22 protein-coding genes are annotated in these 21,176 nt (G+C 62.9%); 11 read left to right on the plus strand and 11 right to left on the minus strand.

The annotated features are described in order from the left end of the window. Nucleotides 1-89: 89 nt before the first annotated feature. Nucleotides 90-569, minus strand: coding sequence for a hypothetical protein (locus IVB05_RS11085; protein ID WP_247784186.1), 480 nt, complete (start codon nt 567-569; stop codon nt 90-92). On the opposite strand from IVB05_RS11085, the gene IVB05_RS11090 reads away from it, so the two are divergent. From IVB05_RS11090 to IVB05_RS11110, 5 genes are all read left to right on the plus strand, one after another. Then, the gene (locus tag IVB05_RS11090) at nt 568-1,494 is read left to right on the plus strand and encodes an SMP-30/gluconolactonase/LRE family protein (RefSeq protein WP_247784187.1); all 927 of its coding nucleotides are present in this window, start codon (nt 568-570) and stop codon (nt 1,492-1,494) included. The genes IVB05_RS11085 and IVB05_RS11090 overlap by 2 nt on opposite strands. Nucleotides 1,495-1,646: 152 nt before the next feature. Continuing rightward, on the plus strand, nt 1,647-2,240 hold the full coding sequence (locus tag IVB05_RS11095; protein WP_247784188.1) for a GNAT family protein: 594 nt from the start codon (nt 1,647-1,649) through the stop codon (nt 2,238-2,240). Nucleotides 2,241-2,263: 23 nt separating this feature from the next. Then, a complete protein-coding gene (locus tag IVB05_RS11100) occupies nt 2,264-3,907 on the plus strand; it encodes a GMC family oxidoreductase N-terminal domain-containing protein (protein WP_247784189.1) in 1,644 nt (547 codons plus the stop codon). 345 nt (nt 3,908-4,252) lie between these two features. Then, nucleotides 4,253-4,549: an HU family DNA-binding protein gene (locus tag IVB05_RS11105; RefSeq protein ID WP_057850035.1), complete on the plus strand. Its 297-nt coding sequence runs from the start codon at nt 4,253-4,255 to the stop codon at nt 4,547-4,549. A 323-nt stretch (nt 4,550-4,872) separates the two neighbouring features. Beyond that, the gene (locus IVB05_RS11110) at nt 4,873-5,232 is read left to right on the plus strand and encodes a hypothetical protein (RefSeq protein ID WP_247784190.1); all 360 of its coding nucleotides are present in this window, start codon (nt 4,873-4,875) and stop codon (nt 5,230-5,232) included. Between the two features lie 124 nt (nt 5,233-5,356). Here the strand turns inward: IVB05_RS11110 and IVB05_RS11115 are convergent, their stop codons facing one another. The 4 genes from IVB05_RS11115 to IVB05_RS11130 form a co-directional block, all read right to left on the minus strand. Beyond that, complete coding sequence (locus IVB05_RS11115; RefSeq protein ID WP_346771845.1) at nt 5,357-5,851, minus strand: septal ring lytic transglycosylase RlpA family protein; 495 nt, start codon at nt 5,849-5,851, stop codon at nt 5,357-5,359. Nucleotides 5,852-6,264: 413 nt separating this feature from the next. After that, nucleotides 6,265-7,251: a PDR/VanB family oxidoreductase gene (locus IVB05_RS11120; RefSeq protein WP_247784192.1), complete on the minus strand. Its 987-nt coding sequence runs from the start codon at nt 7,249-7,251 to the stop codon at nt 6,265-6,267. 9 nt (nt 7,252-7,260) lie between these two features. Beyond that, entirely contained in the window at nt 7,261-8,013 is a 753-nt protein-coding gene (locus IVB05_RS11125; protein WP_247784193.1) for a GntR family transcriptional regulator, read from the minus strand. A 4-nt stretch (nt 8,014-8,017) separates the two neighbouring features. Beyond that, nucleotides 8,018-9,067: an aromatic ring-hydroxylating dioxygenase subunit alpha gene (locus tag IVB05_RS11130; protein ID WP_247784194.1), complete on the minus strand. Its 1,050-nt coding sequence runs from the start codon at nt 9,065-9,067 to the stop codon at nt 8,018-8,020. 324 nt (nt 9,068-9,391) lie between these two features. Here IVB05_RS11130 and IVB05_RS11135 point away from each other — a divergent pair, with 324 nt between their 5' ends. After that, the gene (locus IVB05_RS11135) at nt 9,392-10,408 is read left to right on the plus strand and encodes an acetylserotonin O-methyltransferase (RefSeq protein ID WP_247784195.1); all 1,017 of its coding nucleotides are present in this window, start codon (nt 9,392-9,394) and stop codon (nt 10,406-10,408) included. Nucleotides 10,409-10,458: 50 nt separating this feature from the next. Here IVB05_RS11135 and IVB05_RS11140 read toward each other — a convergent pair whose 3' ends face one another. The 3 genes from IVB05_RS11140 to IVB05_RS11150 all read right to left on the minus strand — a co-directional run bounded on the left by IVB05_RS11140 (nt 10,459) and on the right by IVB05_RS11150 (nt 13,226). After that, complete coding sequence (locus IVB05_RS11140) at nt 10,459-11,961, minus strand: NAD(P)/FAD-dependent oxidoreductase (RefSeq protein WP_247784196.1); 1,503 nt, start codon at nt 11,959-11,961, stop codon at nt 10,459-10,461. Between the two features lie 80 nt (nt 11,962-12,041). Further along, the gene (locus tag IVB05_RS11145) at nt 12,042-12,884 is read right to left on the minus strand and encodes a MoxR family ATPase (protein WP_247784197.1); all 843 of its coding nucleotides are present in this window, start codon (nt 12,882-12,884) and stop codon (nt 12,042-12,044) included. A gap of 99 nt (nt 12,885-12,983) precedes the next feature. Beyond that, nucleotides 12,984-13,226 carry a GlsB/YeaQ/YmgE family stress response membrane protein gene (locus IVB05_RS11150; RefSeq protein WP_247784198.1) on the minus strand — a complete coding sequence of 81 codons (243 nt, stop codon included), beginning with the start codon at nt 13,224-13,226 and terminating at the stop codon, nt 12,984-12,986. A gap of 141 nt (nt 13,227-13,367) precedes the next feature. On the opposite strand from IVB05_RS11150, the gene IVB05_RS11155 reads away from it, so the two are divergent. The 3 genes from IVB05_RS11155 to sseA all read left to right on the plus strand — a co-directional run bounded on the left by IVB05_RS11155 (nt 13,368) and on the right by sseA (nt 16,013). Then, nucleotides 13,368-14,543 (plus strand): VWA domain-containing protein, encoded by a 1,176-nt coding sequence (locus tag IVB05_RS11155; protein ID WP_247786658.1) that lies wholly within the window; start codon nt 13,368-13,370, stop codon nt 14,541-14,543. Nucleotides 14,544-14,588: 45 nt separating this feature from the next. Then, a complete protein-coding gene (locus tag IVB05_RS11160; protein WP_247784199.1) occupies nt 14,589-15,002 on the plus strand; it encodes a rhodanese-like domain-containing protein in 414 nt (137 codons plus the stop codon). A gap of 156 nt (nt 15,003-15,158) precedes the next feature. Next, entirely contained in the window at nt 15,159-16,013 is an 855-nt protein-coding gene (gene sseA / locus IVB05_RS11165; protein ID WP_247784200.1) for a 3-mercaptopyruvate sulfurtransferase, read from the plus strand. Nucleotides 16,014-16,029: 16 nt separating this feature from the next. On the opposite strand, the gene IVB05_RS11170 is transcribed toward sseA, so the two are convergent. After that, a complete protein-coding gene (locus IVB05_RS11170; protein ID WP_247784201.1) occupies nt 16,030-16,824 on the minus strand; it encodes a hypothetical protein in 795 nt (264 codons plus the stop codon). A gap of 343 nt (nt 16,825-17,167) precedes the next feature. Here IVB05_RS11170 and IVB05_RS11175 point away from each other — a divergent pair, with 343 nt between their 5' ends. Beyond that, complete coding sequence (locus IVB05_RS11175; RefSeq protein WP_247786659.1) at nt 17,168-18,454, plus strand: L,D-transpeptidase; 1,287 nt, start codon at nt 17,168-17,170, stop codon at nt 18,452-18,454. A gap of 247 nt (nt 18,455-18,701) precedes the next feature. Then, nucleotides 18,702-19,667 carry an NAD(P)-dependent oxidoreductase gene (locus IVB05_RS11180; RefSeq protein ID WP_247784202.1) on the plus strand — a complete coding sequence of 322 codons (966 nt, stop codon included), beginning with the start codon at nt 18,702-18,704 and terminating at the stop codon, nt 19,665-19,667. Nucleotides 19,668-19,673: 6 nt separating this feature from the next. Here IVB05_RS11180 and IVB05_RS11185 read toward each other — a convergent pair whose 3' ends face one another. Both IVB05_RS11185 and IVB05_RS11190 read right to left on the minus strand, forming a co-directional pair. Next, nucleotides 19,674-20,633, minus strand: a complete 960-nt coding sequence (locus IVB05_RS11185) for a D-2-hydroxyacid dehydrogenase family protein (RefSeq protein ID WP_247784204.1) — start codon at nt 20,631-20,633, stop codon at nt 19,674-19,676. 125 nt (nt 20,634-20,758) lie between these two features. Beyond that, a complete protein-coding gene (locus IVB05_RS11190; protein ID WP_247784205.1) occupies nt 20,759-20,953 on the minus strand; it encodes a hypothetical protein in 195 nt (64 codons plus the stop codon). Nucleotides 20,954-21,176 lie beyond the last annotated feature (223 nt).

A 21,176-nucleotide genomic window follows, 5' to 3' on the forward strand; every position in this document is an offset into this window, starting at 1 on the left:
AGGATGGGTGGAGCGAAGCGATACCCATCATTTCGTTCATCGGCACACCAATCGATGGGTTTCGCTTCGCTCTACCCATCCTACAGCTACTACAGCCTCACTAGTTCGACTGATTGGGCTTCCCACGAGTTGAATGTCGATGCGAATTCGATAACTTCCTCCGCCGTCTCGCCGGGATGAGAAGTGGTGCAGATAAAGCGGCTCTCATCCGAGCCGTCTCCCACGACGAGTTCATCGATGATATCTTCTGTCTTGCGGCATCCTTCGCCGACGATGGCGATCAGCGTGACGCCATCACGGATGCATGCCTCCACGAAAGGCTCCAGCACGTCAGGGTTGGATAAAGGTAGTTGCAAGACGATCTTTGCTGCATAGCTCATGGTTGAGCCTATTTTCCTGTGCGACCGGTGACAATGCCACGGCAATGCCGGGCTGCCTTGCGCAATCATCTCAGGTGATTTGCTTGGCAAGCCATATCGACTTTGCCATAACAAGCGCAACGAAATGTTGCGCGTGCGGGGTCGAGCCTGGAATTCGCCTGCGCCCAAGAAAAAGCCAGGAGGATTCATGGCCGATATCCGCGTTCTCGCCACCGATCTGGAGTTTCCGGAAGGCCCGGTCGTCATGCCCGACGGCTCGGTGGTGCTGGTCGAAATCCGCGGCAAGCGGCTGACGCGGGTTCATCCCGATGGGCGGAAAGAGGTGGTCGCGCAGATTCCGGGCGGCCCCAATGGCGCGGCCCTCGGCCCCGACGGCAAAATGTATATCTGCAACAATGGCGGCTTCAGCTGGATTCCCACCGGCAAGATGATCATGCCGGGGCCGCAGGCCGATGATTATCTCGGCGGCTCGATCCAGCGGGTCGACCTGCAGAGCGGCAAGGTCGAAACCGTCGTCGATAGATGCGGCGAGCACGCCTTGCGCGGGCCCAACGACCTGGTGTTCGACAGGCACGGCGGGCTCTGGTTCTCGGACCTCGGCAAGCGCCGCGCCCGCGAGATGGATGTCGGCGCGTTCTACTATCTCAAGCCCGGCATGAAGGAGATCGTCGAGGTCGTGCACGGCGTGTTGCCCGCCAACGGCATTGGCCTATCGCCGGACGAGAAGACGGTCTACATCGCGGAGACGCCGACCGCGCGGTTGTGGGCCTATGAAATTGCCGAGCCCGGCACCATCAAGCCGCGCGATGTGATCTATCGCGGCGAGCGCGGTAAGCCGATTGCAGGCCTTGGCGGCTACCAGATGTTCGATTCGATGGCGGTAGAGGCGAACGGGAATGTCTGCGTGGCGACGCTGGTCTCGGGCTGCATCTCCGTGATCGCGCCCGATGGCACGCTTGTCGAGCAGGTGCCGACCGGCGACCGCGTCACCACCAATATCGCCTTCGGTGGGCCTGAGCTCAAAACCGCCTACATCACGCTGTCGGGCAAGGGCGAACTGATCGCAATGGACTGGGCGCGGCCGGGGCTGGCGCTGAACTTTTTGAACAAATGACGGGAATACGATAACCATCCACGTCATTGCGAGCCAAGCGAAGCAATCCATGTCGCCGCGAGGAAGTATGGATTGCTTCGTCGCTTTGCTCCCTTGCGCAAACGCTTCGCGTTTGTCGCAGGCAATGACGGTGGAGAGAGCGGAGTTATAGAATGGCCTTTCTTGAACCAGTTACCCTTCAAGGCGCGCACGCGCGGCTGGAGCCGCTGTCGCACGATCACATCGACGGGCTGGTGGAGGCTGTGAAGGACGGCGAGCTGTGGAAGCTCTGGTACACTGCCATCCCGACCGCCGAAAACATGAAGAAGGAAATCGACCGCCGCCTCGGCCTGTTCGCGGCCGGCTCGATGCTGCCGTTCACGGTGTATGACGCCGACGGGAAGGTCGCGGGCATGACGACCTATATGAACGTCGATGCCGGCAACCGCCGCGTCGAAATCGGCTCGACCTGGTACGCCAAGCGCGTGCAGCGCAGCGCGCTCAACACGCAGTGCAAATTGCTGCTGCTGACGCACGCCTTCGAGAAGTTGAATTGCATTGCGGTAGAGTTCCGCACGCACTTCTTCAATCACCAGAGCCGGCGCGGCATCGAACGCCTCGGCGCCAAGCTCGACGGTATTTTGCGCAGCCATCAGATCGCGCCAAACGGCACGTTGCGCGACACCGTGGTTTACAGCATCATCGCCAGCGAATGGCCGACGGTGAAGGCGCATCTCACCTATCAACTCAACGAAAAGTCGCGGTAACAAGCCGCGCCAGAAACGAGACGATGGAAACGTTCGATTACGTGATTATCGGCGCGGGCTCCGCAGGCAGCGTGCTCGCCAACCGGCTCAGCGAAGACTCCGCAACCCGCGTCTGTGTGCTCGAAGCGGGGCCGACGGACTGGCATCCCTACATTCATCTGCCGGCCGGCTTCATCAAGACGTTCCACATGAAGAGCGTCAACTGGGGCTACAGCCAAGAGCCGGGCCCTTGGACCGGCGGCCGCAGCATCTACGCGCCGCGCGGCAAGACGCTGGGCGGATCGTCCTCGATCAACGGCCATATCTACAACCGCGGCCAGCGCCAGGATTTCGACACCTGGGCGCAGCTCGGCAATCGCGGCTGGGGCTATCCGGACATACTGCCCTATTTCAAGCGGCTGGAGCGGCGGGTCGGCGAGGGCGACGAGACCTATCGCGGGCGCGACGGCAGTCTCACCGTCACGACGATGGATTGGAACGATCCGCTGTGCGAGGCCTTCATGGAAGGCGCCATGAGCCTCGGGATTCCGCGCAACCCCGACTATAACGGCGCGATCCAGGAGGGCGTGTCCTACTGCCAGCGCACCATCGAGAAGGGCCTGCGCATGAGCGCGGCCAAGGCGTTCCTACATCCGGCGCGGAAGCGCGGCAATGTCGATGTGCGGACGCATGCGCATGTCACCAACATCATCTTCGAGGGCAAGCGCGCGGTCGGCGTGCGCTACCTCAAAGGCGGCAAGGGCGGCGTGCCCGTCGAAGTGCGCGCCAGCAAGGAAGTCATCCTGTCGGGCGGCACCTACAACTCGCCGCAGGTGCTGCAACTGTCCGGCGTCGGTTCGCCGGAATTGCTGCAATCGCACGGCATCGAGGTCCGCCACGCGCTGCCCGGCGTGGGCGAGGGCCTGCAGGACCACTACGCGCCGCGTTCGGTCGCGCGCGTCAAGAACATCCGGACCATCAATGAACTGCGGCGGGGCGTGAGCCTGTGGGTCGAGGCGCTGAAATGGGCCACGACACGGCGCGGCCTGCTGTCGCTGTCGCCGACCATGGTCTATTGCTTCTGGCACTCCGGCGAGACCACCGAAAGCTCCGACCTGCAGCTCACCTTCACGCCGGCAAGCTACAAGGAAGGCGTGCAGGGCCAGCTCGAGGACGAGCCGGGCATGACGGTTGCCTCATGGCAGCAGCGCCCCGAGAGCCGCGGCTATGTCCGCATCCGCTCCGCCGACCCGTTCGCGCCGCCGATCATCCAGACCAATTATCTCGTCGAGGAGATCGATCGCCGCGTCGTCGTCGCCGGCATGAAGCTGGCGCGCCGGCTGCTATCGTCCGCGCCGCTCGCGCCGTATTATGCCTATGAGGATTTTCCGGGACCCAAGGTGCAGAGCGACGATGAATTTCTCGCCGCCGCCACCGAACGCGGCACCACCACGTTCCACCCCGGCTGCACCTGCCGCATGGGACCGGCCGACGCCAAATGGGCCGTGGTCGACGACCAGTTGCGCGTGCATGGGCTGCAGGGATTGCGCGTGGTCGACGCCTCGATCATGCCGCGGATGATCTCGGCCAATCTCAACGCCTCGACGCTGATGATTGCCGACAAGGCCTCCGACATGATCCGCGGCAAGACCGCGCTGGAGGCGGTCAGGTTTCCGGTGCCGGCTTAGGGTGTGATGAAATTAGGTACTAGATACGAGAGTTGAGGCGCCTGAGCAGAAGTTAGTTCGGCTAGCCGGCGCAAAAATCAAGAAGAGCCCTACGTCGAGCCCGCATTGGGTCAATCGCGCCCTTGTCGGGGCGACCGCTGCTGGGCGCAAAGCAGTCAGGTAAGAATACACGCCGAGCTACTCCTTGCGTTTTGGATCTCGATAGGTTTTAAGCCCGGTGACTTCATGACCACTGGTATGAACGAGAAGCGAACTGCGTGGCTTTGCCGCGTTTTAAGCAGAGTGACCGCCCCCCGGTAGCTCATGCGCTTTAACCTGTTCCGAGCCTCCACAAAGGAATCCATCATGGCCAAGATGACCAAGAATCAGTTGATTGATGCAATTGCAGAGGGAACGCAGGTTTCCAAAGGAGACGTAAAGGCCGTCATCGAGCAGATGGCGACGGTGGGCTATAAGGAACTGAATGAATCCGGCGAGTTCGTCATTCCTGGCTTCGTCAAAATGTCGGTCGTGAACAAGCCTGCTACTGAAGCCCGCAGCGGTGTGAATCCTTTCACGAAAGAGCCTATGGAGTTCGCGGCCAAGCCAGCCAGCAAGTCGGTCAAGGCGTCACCGCTGAAGGTTGCTAAAGACGCAGTTTGAGCCGGGCGGGTCGGTTGGGGCGTGTTCGTTCGCCTGAACTGTGGGTAATTCCATCACACCCTGGACAGGCACCTCCACCCGCACACTATGCGCCCCGAGACGGAATCCCTGGAGGGCCTGGGGGCGCAGTCTCGCAAAGGCCATGCGGTGTAATGCCCGCGTGGTCTTTTGTCTTTTATTGTCCGACCGCAAAAATAGAAATCCCCGGGATGAACGGCCGCTTCTGGCGCAACGCGGTCGTTTCGCAAACCGGAAGCAGCTGCGCTGCACTGTGCACTCAGATTTGAATCGCCTCTCAACAGCCGGCCCTCTATGGTGCGCTTATGTCGCGCCTCGTGTTTCCATTGATTGCTATCGTCCTGTCGCTGCTGCCGGTCGTCGCGCCGGCTGCGCCGGTTCATAAACGGCCGGCGCCACGCTGGCACGGATACGGGTTCCTGCCGGGCTATCAACAGCCACCGAATAACAGCCTTCCAGCTTACGCCCGGAAAGCTTCGGCCTCGCGCATGGCGCGCCGCAACCAGCGCCCCTGGTATATCGATCCAACTCCAAGTTATTACGGGTACGATGGCGACTGGCACTATTTCGGCCGGCCTGGCTTTTACGGCGGTCGCTACAATGGCGGCAGCTTCGGCCCTTGCTGGACGCGGACGCCGATCGGGCCGGTCTGGAATTGCGGCTGATCAGCCGTTGCTTGAAGACCGCGTGCGCGTGCGCCATCCGGTTGCCGGCAGTGGCGGTTCATGGTGGAGAGCGGACATTCGCCGAAACTCTCATGTCTTGCTCTGCTTCTTTCACGTGCGATGTTCAGCCAACCGGTCCGGGAACCCAATAGTCGCCGGAAAGCGGCCTGACTATTACGCTATAAATTACCCCGAGCTGCAGGCTCGGATCGAAATAACGCATCGCTCGCTCATTGAGGTCAATGATGCGGCCAGGCGTTAGTGGCCCCACGTCATTTATCTTGACGATGACCTTCTTGCCTACAGCCTCAACGAGGGCATACTTCGGCCTCGCGCCATATCGGACCCCGCCAAATTTCTGGCGCAAGCTCGTCTTGATGGCAGCCGTCCAAACAGAGGGATCATAGCGCTCGCCGGAAGCTGTGTTCGGACCACCCTCCCGCCATCCGGGCCGGAACGGATTGTACGTGGATGCAGCGCCAACGATCGCATCCCCAGAAGCGGCATCGACGACGGCGCTTGAATGAACTGCAACGATTTCACTTCGAGCAACGGTAACAGAAAAGGCAAGCGCAAGTACGGCGCCGCAAATTGCGGCGCGCGAGCGAAACAACATCATAACTCCTTGATTGATTTTCTAGAACGCTGGGTTCCCGATGCCGCAAAAAATGGTCAAGCGAACGCGGATGCGTTGACTAACTCGCGCCAATTATTTGCGGATTCGTTCCAATACTGGCAGTGGAACCGTTGTGGGAACCAGTGTGGTCCTCGCACAGGTGTTCTTAGTTCTCATCGACTAAGACAGAGATTGCGTCAGTAACATGACTGAATAGAATCTATTGACCAGGGCTGAGTAGGAGTAAGCGTCTGACCGATGACCGCGCGGGATGGTCGATGCATCGGTCGAATTTCACGCCCTTCTCCTGGAGATAAGCGAGCTGACGCAACCACGCGGCTTGGATAGGCATTCGACTTCGGCTCAATGACCGCTTCTGGCGCAGGGCGCGCATTCGGCATGCTGACGATGTTCGCTTAACGATGCGTCGCTTCCGGCCGGTACAGCGTGTCGATGGTGACGACGCCAATCGCGCGTGACACGCAGGGGCAGATCTTGCGGTTGTCGTGCTTCTGCTGGTCGCTGAAGAACACGTCGCGATGATCGATCTCGCCCTCGACGGCAATGACGTCGACGGCGCAGACGCCGCATTCACCGCGCTGGCAATCCGATATCACCTCGAAGCCTGCGCCGTTCAGCGCGTCCAGCATCGAGCTGTTCTGCGGCACGACGAGTTCGGTGTCGGTATCCTTCAGCCGCACGCGGAATTCGGCCGTCGGCTTCAGGCCGCTCGAGCCGAACGTCTCATAGCGCAGATCGGCCGGTGCGCGTCCCGCGTCGTTCCAGGCACGCCGCGCCGCCTCCAGCATCCGCATCGGTCCGCACATGATGGCGATGGCATCGTCAGGCAAAGCGCGGAAGGTGGTATCCAGATCGAGCCGCGCGCCTTCATCGGAGGCGTGCACGATCAAGAGGTCGTCGAGCAGCGTCGCTAGCTCGTCAAGGAAGGCGGCGTCGCCGCGTGATTTGACGGCGTAGTGCAGGGCGGCGTCGATATTCCTGCGGCGCAGGGCGGCTGCGATACCTGTGATCGGCGTGATGCCGATGCCGCCGGCGATCAGGCAATAGTTCTTCCTCGTCCAGTCGATTTCGAGCAGGGACGCCGGATTTGACGTCTCGACCCGCGCGCCCGGCGTCAAGCTCCACATCCCGCGCGAGCCGCCGCGGCTATCCGGGGCCCGCCGCACCGCAATGCGATAGGTGTTGGGATCGCTGTTCTCCACCAGCGAATACGAGCGCCGCGCGGGCTGTCCGTCGATCAGCACGGTAACGCCGATATGGCTGCCGGCCGGGTAGGGCGCGACATGGCCGTTCTCGGGGCGCAGTCTGAATTCGCGGATCGTGGGCGTCATGTCGCGGACGGTTTCGACGGTGCACCAGCTCCATTGCTCGGCAAAACGCATGGGCGATTCCTATTCGGCTGACGATTTGAGCAAAGCGAGGGCAGGCATCAGTTCGAGATGCGTGCGGTTTCGGATCGCAAGCCGCAGATTGCGCGCGGCGAGGCGCGAATGTTCGCGCATCACGGCCTCGGCCCGCGCGCCCTCGCGGTTCTCGATGGCGTCGACCACGATGCGATGATGATCCTGCCCGAGCAGCAGGATCTGATGCGCTTCCGGCAACGCCGACTGCGCCATCACGAAAGCGCTTGGCGAGGCGAACGGCAGCGCGGAGACGCGGTCGATTTCGCGGATCAGCGGTGCGCTCGCGGATAGTTCATTGAGTAATGCATGAAAGCGCGCGTTCATGGTGACATAGGCGGAAAAGGCTTCGACCGAAATCGGATCCTGGCGAACCAGTTGGTCGAGGTCGGCTAGGCATTCCTTCAATGGCTCGAGGCTGCGCGCGCTGACGCCGCGCTCGGCCGCAAAGCGGGCCGCGAGGCCCTCCAGCGCGCCGCGCAGTTCGATCGAATCCAGGATGTCGCGTTCGGTAAACGCCTTCACCATGAAGCCGCCGGAGGGGATCGCCTGCAGCAGGCCTTCGTCCTCCAGCCGCACCAGCGCCAGCCGCACCGGCGTCCGCGACACGCCGGTGATATCGACCGCCTGCAATTCGGAGATGCGCTCGCCCGGGCGCAGCCGCCCCGACAGGATCATGTCGCGCAGCGCGAGTTGCGCGCGCACGGTCTGTGAGACGGAGCGCTCGGCGTCGCGTTCGCTCATGATCTTACTCCGCGGCTTGCGCGGTATGCGGTCCGGTTTCGCGCGCGACCATGCGGTCGATCACGCGCCGCGCCCACATCGCACCGGCGTCGATGTTGAGGTTGTAGAAGGTGCGATCCGGATTTTCGTTCATCGCGCGCTGCTGCGCTTCGAGGATGATTTCATCCTCGTGGAAGATGCCGGCAACGCCGTCGCGGATTTCGGTGGTCAGCTTCTGCTCGGTCGTCCGGTAATTGCGGACGAAGGCCCAGAAATAGTGGCAGGTGGTCTCGGTCTCCGGCGTCATGGTGTTGAGCACAAAACCGTTGACGCCCTGCGAGCGGTCGCCGTCCGGCGCGCCGGTGCCGGCCGGCGCCACGCCGACGTCGATATTGACGGTGCCGGGCGCCTGGAAATTTATGATCTGCCAGCGGTCGACCGCACCCGGCTTCTGCAACTGCGCCGCCCAGAACGGCGGCGCGTCGATGCCGTGCATCCAGCGCGTCACGGTCACGGTCTTGTCGCCATGGGTGACGTCGAACGGGGCTTCGGCGACATGGTCGTTGCCGATGCTGGAGCCATGCACGAAAGCCTCGTGGGTCAGGTCCATCAGATTGTCGACCACGAGGCGGTAGTCGCACTTCACATGAATGGTCTTGCCGTCGCCGGCCCAGGCCGGATCGTCATTCCAGTGCATGTCAGGCACCAGCGCGGGATCAGCCAGCGCCGGATCGCCCATCCATAGCCAGATGAAGCGATGCCGTTCGACCACCGGATAGGAACGCACGCAGGCCGAGGGGTTGATGGTGTCCTGCGAGGGCATGTAGGTGCAGCGGCCCTGCGCGTTGAATTTCAGCCCGTGATAGCCGCAGACGACCGTGTCGCCGTCGAGCCGTCCCTTGGACAGCGGCACCAGCCGGTGCCAGCAGGCGTCCTCCAGCGCGCACACCCGTCCATCTGACTGGCGATACATCACGACATGCTTGCCGCAGATCGTGCGCGGAAACAGCGCGTGCTTGAGATCGACATCCCAGGCGGCGGCGTACCAGGCGTTGAGCGGGAAGGGTGACGGCATGGCTGCACTCCTTGATGAGTGCAGGATGTATACAGCAATTGCTAGAAAGTGGCAAATCTGCCGAGATATGCGTATCTAAATACCAGTAAAGTATACATTACCATTGTGAATTATCTCATTTCGCTAGCTCCGGTTAGCCGTCACCCTTCCACCGCCGAGCGTGCACCTCCCGCGGACATGCTTGCAGGCGTCGTCGGAGCGAATAACTCCCGCCTCGCACTGGCAATGGCCGGCGAAAGCCGCTGCGCCGATCCAGTTCCGGGCAGCGCTCGGCAAACCCGCGGGGAGATCACATTCGAATCTGCAACGGCAAAAGGAGGCACGATGTCATCTCAAGTATCGGCCCTCAGGCTTTTCGATTTGATCCAGTCGCACCGTGTGACGGCGGTGATCTATGTCGCGGCCAGACTCGGGCTCTCCGAGTTGCTGCGAAACGGCCCGCAGACGCTTGGCAAGCTCGCACAGGCAACCGGCGCCGACGAGCGGGCGCTTGGGCGTCTGCTCACGGCGCTCTCCACCATCGGCATATGCGAAAGGGATGGCGAAGATTCCTACGCATTGACGGAAGTGGGCGCCTGCCTCGACAGCGCCGCCGAGCAATCGTTCAAGAGCTGGGCGATCTTTGAAGGCGAGATGATTTCAAAGGCCTGGAGCGGAATGCTTGAATCCGTGATGACCGGCAGGACCGCGGCGGAGTTGCAGGGCCTTGCCAACACTTTCGAGCTGATGGGGCGAACACCTGAAATCGTCGAGAAATTCAATGCGGCGATGACCGAGCTCACACGGCTGGTGACGCCGGATGTGCTTCGCTCCTACGATTTCGGCGGGATACGCCACCTGATGGACGTCGGCGGCGGGTCCGGTGAATTGCTCGGCGCCATCGCGCAGCAAAACCGGAAACTGCGCGGAACTGTTTTCGATCTTCCGAGGTGCGCCGACGTTGCGAGCCAACATCTCCGGCAGATCGGCATCAGCGACCGCGTGGAATTTGTCGCCGGCGATTTCTTCAAATCGGTTCCGGCGATCGCAGATGCCGTCATCCTCAAGAGCATCATTCACGACTGGGATGATGCGCGCAGCATCACGATCCTGCAAAACTGTCGCAAGGCGCTCCCGGGCGGAGGCAAGCTGCTTCTGGTGGAACGGCTGATGCCGGAGACGCCAACCATGTCGGATGACGACAGGGAGCAGGCGTTGAGCGATCTGAACATGCTGCGCGGGCCTGGAGGGCTCGAGCGCACCGAGCGCCAGTACCGCGAATTGCTCGACCGAAGCGGCTTCGATCTGGTTACGACCTATTCAGCCGGCCGCTTCAACCTGATTGAGGCGTGTCCTCGTTGAGGCCCGCCGAGTGACGGGATATCACCGTCACTCGGCGTCAGGCGACGGGCTTAGTCGTAAACGAAAGCCTTGTCCTTGAGGTCGATGGCCGGGAATTCGTCCTTCTCGGCCCAGTAATCCTGGTTGTGCTGCCACTCCGGCTTTTCGCCGCGCTTGGGCAGAAGGTGCATGCCGCGCATCATGTAGCCGGGATTGAAGTTTTCCGGATCGATCCAGGGCAACAACGGCATGTTGTGGTCTTCGGGGCGCAACGCCGGCGTCACTTTTTTCGCGCCGGTCTCTTTCATGTGCGTGAGAAGCCGGCAGACGAAGTCGGCGACGAGGTCGACGCGCAGCGTCCAGCTCGCGCGGAAATAGCCGAATACCCAAACGAGGTTCGGCACGCCGGTGAACATCATGCCGCGATAGGTCACGGTATCGGCGAAGTCGAGCGGCTTGCCGTCGACGGCGAATTCGATGTCGCCGTTGGCGCAGAGGTTGAAGCCGGTCGCGGTGACGATGATGTCGGCTTCCAGCTCCTTGCCGGATTTCAGCAAAATGCCCTTTTCGGTGAAGCGGTCGATCTCGTCGGTGACGACGGAGGCCTTGCCGGACTTGATGCCTTGGAACAGGTCGCCGTCCGGGATGAAGGCGATGCGCTGCCGCCACGGCCGGTACTTTGGCGTGAAGTGAGTCGCGATATCGTAGTCCTTGCCGAGATAGGCTTCGACCGCCGACAGCAAATCCTTCTTGGCCGCTTCCGGCTCCTCAAAGGTCTTGCGGGTGAAGGCGTCCTGGTCGAACAGGATTTTTCGCCGGGTGATCTCGTGGATCCATTCTTCGTCGACCTGCAACTGACGCAGCTGCTCGGCGATTTCGATCGCGTTGCGCCCGGTGCGGAAATAGGTCGGCGAACGCTGCAGCATCGTGACATGCGCGCAATCGCCCGCCAACGCCGGGATCAGCGTCGCCGCCGTCGCGCCCGAGCCGATCACGATCACGCGCTTGTTCTTGTAGTCGAGGTCTTCAGGCCATTTCTGCGGATGGACGATCCGGCCCTTGAACCTGGCCATGTCCTTCCACTCCGGCATATAGCCCTCGGTGTGGCGGTAATAGCCCTGGCACATCCAGAAGAAATTGGTGGTGAAGCGTAGCTGCTCGCCGGTGTCGGTGCGCGTGGCCTCGATGGTCCAGAGGTTTTCCGCGCTCGACCATTTCGCCGAGGTGATGGTGTGCTGGTAGCGGATGTGAGGCGCGAGATCGTTCTCTTCGATCACGTCGCCCATGTATTTGAGGATTTCCTGAGCGCTTGCGATCGGCGCTGTCGTCCACGGCTTGAAGCGGTAGCCGAAGGTGTGGAGGTCGCTGTCGGAGCGAATACCCGGATAGCGGTGGGTGGTCCAGGTGCCGCCAAAAGTCTTCTGGGCTTCCAGCGCGACGAAGCTCGTTCCCGGGCATTGCGTGGTGAGGTGGTAGGCAGCGCCAACGCCCGAAATCCCGGCGCCGGCGATCAGGACGTCGAAATGCTCGGTCGTGCGGGGCGACGCCTTGTCGATCTGGGTTTGAACGTTCATCTGCCCTGTTCTTTTTTGTTTGTTGTCTCAAGAACGAAACGCCAGAACCTTAAGTTCTGGCGCCGTAGATCGTCGGCGAATTACACTTCGCGGCGGCTGAGGAAGGCCAGCCGCTCGAACAGGTGCACGTCCTGTTCGTTCTTGAGCAGCGCGCCGTGCAGCGGCGGGATCAGCTTGCGCGGGTCGCGCTCCCTCAGCATTTCCGGGGTGATGTCCTCGTTGAGCAGCAGCTTGAGCCAGTCGAGCAGCTCGGAGGTCGAGGGCTTCTTCTTCAGGCCCGGCACTTCGCGCACCTCGAAGAAGATGCGCAAGGCTTCTTCCACCAGGCGCTTCTTGATGCCGGGGAAGTGCACGTCGACGATCCGGCCCATGGTGTCGGCGTCGGGGAACTTGATGTAGTGGAAGAAGCAGCGGCGCAGGAACGCGTCCGGCAGTTCCTTTTCGTTGTTCGAGGTGATCATCACGATCGGGCGCAGGCTGGCCTTGATGTTCTCGCCGGTCTCGTAGACGAAGAACTCCATGCGATCGAGTTCGAGCAGGAGGTCGTTGGGGAATTCGATGTCGGCCTTGTCGATTTCGTCGATCAGCAGCACCGGGCGCTTCTCGTGGGTGAAGGCGTCCCACAATTTACCGCGCTTGATGTAGTTGGAGATGTCGGAAACCCTGCTGTCGCCGAGCTGGCTGTCGCGCAGCCGCGACACCGCGTCGTATTCGTACAGGCCCTGCTGCGCCTTGGTGGTGGACTTGATGTGCCAGGTCAAAAGCGGCGCGCCGAGCGCCTTGGAGACTTCCTCCGCCAGCACGGTCTTGCCGGTGCCGGGCTCGCCCTTGATCAGCAGCGGGCGCTCGAGCACGATCGAGGCGTTGACGGCGACCTTGAGGTCGTCGGTGGCGACATAGTCCTTGGTGCCGGTAAATTTCATCTATCCGTTTGCCTTGTTGTTCGTTCTTGAGCCGCTGGCGGCCTGAACAGTAAACGACCGCCGGTCCGGCGGTCGCGATTGAAATTGATGTGCTTATCCTCAGCGTTTGATCAGCGACAGGATCACCAGGATGATCACCGCGCCAATGGTGGCGTTGATGATATCGCGGACCCAGCCCACGCCGAGGCTGACGCCCAGTTGCGGCAACAGCCAGCTCGCCAGCAGGGCGCCGATGATGCCGACGACGATGTTGCCGATCAGCCCGAACCCTGCACCGCGCACGATCAGTCCGGCAAGCCAGCCCGCGATACCGCCAATGATCAGTGCCGCTATGATGCCCATTGAATTTCCCCTGCCGGAATAAACCCTTTATGGTTCAATTGTAATTGAAAAAGCCTCCCGGTCTAGGCCTGACTGCTATGCGCCAGCCCCTGACGTGTGCTGGCCCTTGACGTGCGCGGTCCGGCGGGCAATCTGTATCCCATGTTCCTGCAATTCTTCACATCGCTGCGCGACGCGCAGGTCCCGGTGACCCTGCGCGAATATCTGACGCTGATGGAGGCGCTCGACGCCGACCTCGCCGATCAGACGGTCGAGAATTTCTACTATCTGTCGCGCGCCGCCCTGGTGAAGGACGAGCGCAACCTCGACAAGTTCGACCGCGTCTTCGGCACCGTGTTCAAGGGGCTGGAAAGTCTGCTGGACGCCATGGAGAAGGCGGACATTCCGGCCGAATGGCTGAAGAAGCTCGCCGAAAAATACCTCACCGAGGAAGAGAAGAAGCAGATCGAGGCGATGGGCTGGGACAAGCTCATGGAGACGCTTCGCAAGCGGCTTGAGGAACAGCAGGGCCGCCATCAGGGCGGCAACAAGTGGATCGGCACCGCCGGCACCTCGCCGTTCGGCGCCCATGGCTATAATCCCGAGGGCGTGCGCATCGGGCAGGAGAAGAACCGCAACAACCGCGCCGTGAAGGTGTGGGACAAGCGCGAGTTCAAGGACCTCGACGGTAACGTCGAGCTCGGCATCCGCAACATCAAGATCGCGCTGCGCAGGTTGCGCAAGTTCGCCCGCACCGGCGCGCCGGATGAACTCGATCTCGACACCACGATCAGGGAAACCGCCAACCACGGCTATCTCGACGTCCACATGCGCCCCGAGCGCCGCAACGCGGTGAAGGTCTTGGTGTTCTTCGATATCGGCGGCTCGATGGATTCCCATATCGAGCAGGTCGAGGAATTATTCTCGGCGGCGAAGTCCGAGTTCAAGCACATGGAGTATTTCTACTTCCACAACTGCCTCTATGAAGGCGTCTGGAAGCAGAACAAGCGCCGCTTCACCGATCGCACGCCGACCTGGGACGTGCTGCACAAATACCCGCACGACTACAAGGTGGTGTTCGTCGGCGACGCCTCGATGTCGCCTTACGAGATCATGGTGCCCGGCGGTTCGGTCGAGCACGTCAACGAGGAGGCCGGCTCGGTCTGGCTCGATCGCATCACGCGCACCTATCCGCATTCGGTGTGGCTCAATCCGGTGGCGCAGAAGCACTGGGACTATTCGGAATCCACCACCATCATCCGCCGGCTGTTTTCGGAGCGCATGTACCCGATCACGATCGAAGGCCTCGAAGGCGCGATGAAGGAGTTGGTGCGGTAGTTTCGTTCTCCCCCGGCCGGTCAAGAAATACGAAAGGCGCAATCAATGCCCCAGACCATCCACCGCGGCATCAAATCCCTGATCGACGAAGCCAATGCGGCCATCGAGACCGTCAGCGCCGCTGACGCCATCAAGGCCGCGCAGGACCCGGGCGTCGTGATCGTCGATATCAGAGACCCCCGCGAAATCGAACGCGAGGGCAAGATCCCCGGCGCGTTCTCCTGCACCCGCGGCATGCTGGAATTCTGGATCGATCCGCAAAGCCCCTATGCCAAGCCGATCTTCCAGGAAGACAAGAAGTTCATCTTCCACTGCGCCGGCGGGCTGCGTTCGGCGCTCGCGGCCAAGACCGCGCAGGACATGGGCCTGAAGCCGGTCGCGCATATGGGCGGCGGTTTTGCCGCCTGGCGCGACGCCGGCGGCCCGGTCGAGAAGTGGGAGCCGAAGAAGAAGGGGTAGTGTTACCCGCGACGATCGCCGTCATGCCCGGCCAAAAGCGCGAAGCGCGTCTTCGCGCGAGATGTGCCGGGCATCCACGTCTTTGCAGCGAGATAAGACGTGGATGGCCGGGACAAGCCTGGCCATGACGACCTAGTCAAACGCTTGGAGATATCCATGTCATCCACTGTCGACCCGCTCGTCTCCACCGAATGGCTCGCCGCGCACCTGAACGATCCGACCGTCAAGGTGATCGACGCCTCGTTCAAGATGCCGGGCGTGCTGCCGCTGCCGAAGGACGATTATCTCGCCGCGCATATTCCCGGCGCGGTGTTCTTCGACGTCGACGCGGTGTCCGATCATTCCAACCCGCTGCCGCACATGTTTCCATCCGCCGAGCAATTCGGCCGCGACGTCGGCGGCCTCGGGATCGGCAATGACGACACCGTTGTGGTCTACGATTCCGGCGGCTGGGTCGCCGCACCCCGGGTGTGGTGGATGTTCCTGTCGTTCGGCAAGGACGTGCGTATTCTCAATGGCGGCCTGAAGAAGTGGTTCGCCGAGGGCCGCAAGGTCGAGAAGGGTGAGGTGACGCCGAAGCCTTCGACATTCAAGGCGGCGTTCGATGCGCGGCGCACGCGCAGCATGCAGCAGCTTGTCGCCAATCTCGCCAGCCGGGCCGAGCAGGTGATCGACGCCCGCGCCAACGAACGCTACCAGGGCAAGGTGGCCGAGCCGCGGCCGGGCCTTCGCTCCGGGCATATCCCGGGCAGTCTCAGCCTGCCGTACAACCACCTGTTCGATGCCGCGACCGGCACGATGAAATCGCTGGAAGAATTGCGCGCGGCGTTCTCAGGCGCCGGCGCGAAGCTCGATGCGCCGATCGTGACCAGTTGCGGCTCCGGCGTCAGCGCCGCCGTGCTGACGCTGGCGCTCTATCGCCTCGGCGTCGAGAATCCGGCGCTCTATGACGGCTCGTGGACCGAGTGGGGCGCAGCCGACGGCCCGCCGGTCGCGACCGGCCCGGCCTGAATTGCTGATCCGGAAGCTAGCGGGTCGTGCGCGCGAGCGGGAATTGCGCGAACGGGTTGGCCTGCAGTTGCTGTTGAGCCAGCGCCGCCTCTCGTGCCAGACGCGCCCGCCGTACCGCGATCCGCCGCCGTTCCTGCGCCCGCTCCGCGGCCCGTTTTTTGACGGCGCTGTGGTCCGGCTTCGCTTCCGTCGTTTTGGCTTCCGCTGCGTTGGCGGCCGCCTTTTCGTCGACGATGACGGCGGGACCGCCGAGCGTCGCAATCTGCGTTGCGGCGAGGTTGCCTTCGAATGAATAGGTATCCGTCGCCGTCGCCGGCGGGGTGGCAGCGGCCGGCTCCGGCGTTTCCGGGATGGCGGCGAGCTTTACTTCCGAATTGGCAACGGGCGCTTCGGTTCCGGCCGCAGGGGCCGGAGCGGCCGGTATCTCCGCGATCGCCTCCGGGGTTTCCGGCTTTGCCGCTTCGACCTGCACCGGCTCGGCCGGACTCTCGGCGGCCAGTTTCTCCGCAGCGGCGTCCGGGGTCTGCTCAGCCGGTGCCGGGATATCGGGGGTTGCCTGGGGAATGGCGGCGGCCGGGACATTCTCCGCCGGCTTCTCTGCGACCGGCGGATCGATGCGCAGCAGCGCCAGCGTCGGCGGCGGGCCGTCATTCCGGCGGGCAAACATCGGTTCGGCCATCACCCGTCGCGAGGGGAGGTTGGCAAATTCCTCATGCGAAGCGCGCAACAGGGCGGCGGCGCCAAGCCCAAAAACCAGGACCGACATCGACAGGACGATTGCGGTGAACAAGAAACGAAAGCCGGGAAGCATGGACGCGAGTTCCACCCCTCCTTGTGTCTGGAGGGTTATTGGTGCCAAGGGAACGCGGTGACCACTCTGGGGCCGGATTCGCACGGGGGGTGAGCGCGGGGCGAATCAGGCCGATTTGAGAGTATCTCAACGCCCGGCCGCTTTTTGTTACAAAATCTACGGTTTGGAATAGCTCATGTCAGGCCAATGGCGATTTACGGCACTCTGAGGCATCTTTGCCGCAGCCTCCTGCGATCACAATGGCTGGCGTGGGCTGAATTTCGCGGACTTGTCTTGAATGTGCCGCTATCTTCCGTCATCTGCCGTTAACCGTCCGGTGGGGCTTGGGGTCTATACAAAGGCGATGATGAATAACCGCATTCTGACGATTTATGCTGCCATTGCCGCTGGCATGGCGGGAACTTCGCTAGCCCATGCGCAACAGGGCTATCCCGCCCAGGGCCAAGTCTACCAGGGCCAGACTTATTCGACGGCTCCGGGACCGTACGTGCAAGGTGGCTACGCGACGGATGAACGCCGCCGCCCCGGCGAACCCGATTTCGACGCACTGGACGACGATGACGATGCGCCGAACGGTCAGAACTCGGCCGCGCTGCCGCCGCCCGGCCCGGTGATGTCGCCCAGCGACCCCCGCTATGGCCGTCCGGCCGCTGCCCCCGTTTATTCGGACCGTGGCGCTCCGACGCCCACGGGTCCGATCCTTTCTCCCGACGATCCGCGTTACGGTCGCCCGGCCGGTCCGCCGCCGGTGATCTATGCGGACCGCCCGCCCGGTTCGCAGCAGCAGCCAACCTATTCGGATCGCGGCGACAGCCGCATCCCCGGCGCCGGCATCGTCTATCCGAACGACGACCGCGCTGGCCTGCGCCCGCCGGGAGCGATCGGTGCCGCACCGGCGCCCGGTGCTACCGGCGCACTGCCGCAACCGCAGCAACCCGCCGTCGGCGCCGACGGCAGGCCGGTGCAGCTCGCTGCGCTGCCGCCGGAAGAGCAGCCGGAAGTGGGCCCTGCGCAGCTTCCGCCGCACCTGCGCCGCCAGGAAGTGTCCTTCGCGACCAAGGAGCCCGCGGGCACCATCGTCGTCGATACCGCCAACACCCACCTCTACTACGTGCTCGGTGGCGGACGCGCGGTCCGCTACGGCGTCCGCGTCGGCCGCGACGGTTTTACCTGGAACGGCGTGCAGAAGATCAGCCGCAAGGCCGAGTGGCCGGATTGGCATCCGCCGACCGAGATGATCGAGCGCCAGCCCTACCTGCCGCGCTTCATGGCCGGCGGCCCCGGTAATCCGCTCGGCGCGCGCGCAATGTATCTCGGCTCGACCATCTATCGCATTCACGGCACCAACCAGCCCTCGACGATCGGCAAGTTCGTCTCCTCGGGCTGCATCGGCATGCTGAACGAGGACGTCTCCGACCTGTTCGAGCGCGCCAAGGTTGGCACCCGCGTGGTGGTGATGCCCGGCGGCGCGCCGCCCGCCAACACCGCAAGCGCGTCGGCCGCTCCGCCGCCCGGTGGCCCCGCCGCCGCAGCGGGCCCTGCACCGGCTTCACAGGCCCAACTGGCGCCGGTTCCCGGCGCCCAGCCGACGGTCGTCCCGCCGCTGCCCGCCCCGGTCACGGTCCGCTAAGCGGATCGCTGCCACGAAAGCATTTGAGGCGCGCCGAGAGCGCGCCTTTTTGTTGGGCATCGGGTGCAATCGGCACCGGAACATTTTCAAGACCGATGAGGTCGAATCATCGACCGTCCGGTGACCATGCCCCGGCTCGAAAGTTCCGCAACTCGCACAGCTTTCCGCCGCCGCCACATTCGCCGCTTGATTCCACATTCGCATCGACTACCTGCCGGGCGGTCGCAACGAATATGAGGATCACGCCATGCGAATTCTTGTTGCGGGCGCCACTGGCGCCATCGGCCTCGAGCTCGTTCCGCAGCTGATTGCAGCCGGTCATTCCGTTGTCGGCACGACGCGAACGGCGGCGAAGGCCGAGATCATCAAGCGAATGGGGGCGGAACCTGCGATCGCCGATGGGCTCGACGCGCCGGCCATTCGCGCCGCCGTGATCGCGGCGAAGCCCGACATCATCATCGACCAGATGACCGATCTGGCTGATGTCACGGATCTCAGGCATTTCGACCGCGCCTTCGCCACCACCAACCGGCTGCGCACGGAAGGTACCGATTTCCTGTTGGCGGCCGCCCGCGAGGCCGGCGTGAAGCGCTTCATCGCTCAGAGCTTCTGCGGCTGGACTTACGGCCGCGGCGGCGAAACGATCAAGACGGAAGCCGATGCGCTCGATCCCGATCCGCCGGAGGAACTGCACGGCACCTTGCAAGCGATCCGGCATCTGGAGGACGCCGTCACCGCCTCGGCAAGCCCTGAAGGGATTGTCCTGCGATATGGATCATTCTACGGCCCGGACACCGGAATGCTCTCGCGCGCGATGATCGATCAGTTGCGCCGCCGCCGCGTGCCGCTGATCGGCGGCGGTACCGGACAGTGGTCGTTCATCCACGTCGATGATGCGGCTGCCGCCACCGTTGCGGCCATCGAGTGCGGCAAGCCCGGCAACATCTACAACATCGTCGACGACGAACCGGCTGATGTCAGCGAATGGCTGCCCACCCTTGCCACCCTGGTCGGGGCTAGGCCGCCGATACGCGTGCCGGCCTGGCTTGGCCGGTTGTTTGCCGGCGAGCATTTGGTTTCGATGATGACCGAGGTGGGGGCAGGCTCCAACGCCAAGGCCAGGCGGGAGCTGGGCTGGCGGCCGGCGCATCCGTCGTGGCGCGAGGGCTTTGCGGAGATCGCGAGCCGGGCCACCACGCAACATGCGGCCTGAGCTTGCCTACGCCAGCCGCTGCTTCGGCTCGCCCTTGAACCAGGCGTCGATGCCCTCGACCATCTGCTGGTAGTGGTTCCGAAAACTGTCCCCGGTGACGTAGCCGAGATGCGGCGTCAGCACCAAGTTGTCGAGCTTGCGGAAGGGATGGTCGACCGGCAGCGGCTCGACCGAGAACACGTCGACCCCGGCGCCGGCGATCTTCTTTTGCGTCAGCGCTTCCAGCAGCGCGCCTTCGTCGACGATCGGCCCGCGCGCGGTGTTGACGAGGTAGGCGGTCGGCTTCATCCGCGCCAGCTCCGCAGCTCCAACCAGCCCGCGCGAGCGCTGGCTCAGCACCACATGAATGGTGACAATGTCGGCGGTCGAGAACAGCTCTTCCTTGCTGGCGTAGGTCACGCCGACTTCCTTGCACTTCTCCGGCGTGAGGTTCGGGCTCCAGGCGATCACGTTCATGCCGAACGCCTGCGCCAGCTTCGACACCTTGGTGCCGAGCTTGCCGAGGCCGATCACCCCGAGCGTCCGGCCCTCGATCTCCATGCCGACGAATTTCTGCAAGGGCTCGCCGGCATGCATGCGGGCGTTCTCGCGGCCGATATTGCGGGTCAGCTCCAGGATCAGGCCCATGGTCAGCGGCGCGGTCGGGTCGCGGCCCCATTGGGTGCCGCATAGCGTAACCTTGTGGTCCTTGGCGGCCTCCATATCGATGGCGGCATTACGCATCCCAGAGGTGATCAGGAGCTTCAGGTTGGGCAGGCCTGCGAACATGGTGCGCGGGAACGGGGTGCGTTCGCGCATCGCGCAAATGATCTCGAAATCCTTCAGAGCACTGGCTGCCGTTTCCGCGTTCGTAAACGGCTGGTTGAACACCGTGACGTCGACACGGTCGGAGACTTTGGACCAGTCGGCGACCGAGAGCGCCACGTTGAGATAGTCGTCGAGGATTGCACAGCGCAGCCGCGTCATGGGAGGTCCGTTGGTGGCGAGGATGACGGTCGGAAACGGCCGTCGGGGAGGTCGCCATGGTTGCGCGCAATCAGAGATGGCGCAAGCGGACTTAAATGCAGGGCAGGCTCAAATAACCGGATAGCTCAGTTCGAACCGCCGGGATGCTTGGCGCGCCAGGCCGGACCCGGGCCGCGCATATAGTGTTGTTCCGGGCGATAGGGGTCGAACGCCTTGGCGATGAACTGGCGCAAGAAGGTGCGGAGCTCTGCCAACGGTTTTGCCAGTCCGGCGCTTGCATGCGCCGGGGCGGAAAGGGATGCCGAACCGATCGTAGCCATGACGCGGGCCCTTCGTTTTCAGTCGCGGCGGCTGGCCGCAAAACGCCTTTTTCCGGCGCTGAGAACGACTTTTCGCCTGATTTATTAAAAGAAGGTTTCAATTGTCTGGATCTCGGCCCACATGGTGACCAACCCGTATTCATCCATGGTGAACGGATGGAAAACGGGTTCCCGTGGTTGCCCTTTGGCGGCCGCGCCGCTACATCAGCGGCAGCAAACCTCC

Origin of the sequence: Bradyrhizobium sp. 170 (assembly GCF_023101085.1) — a bacterium.
Classification (GTDB): domain Bacteria; phylum Pseudomonadota; class Alphaproteobacteria; order Rhizobiales; family Xanthobacteraceae; genus Bradyrhizobium.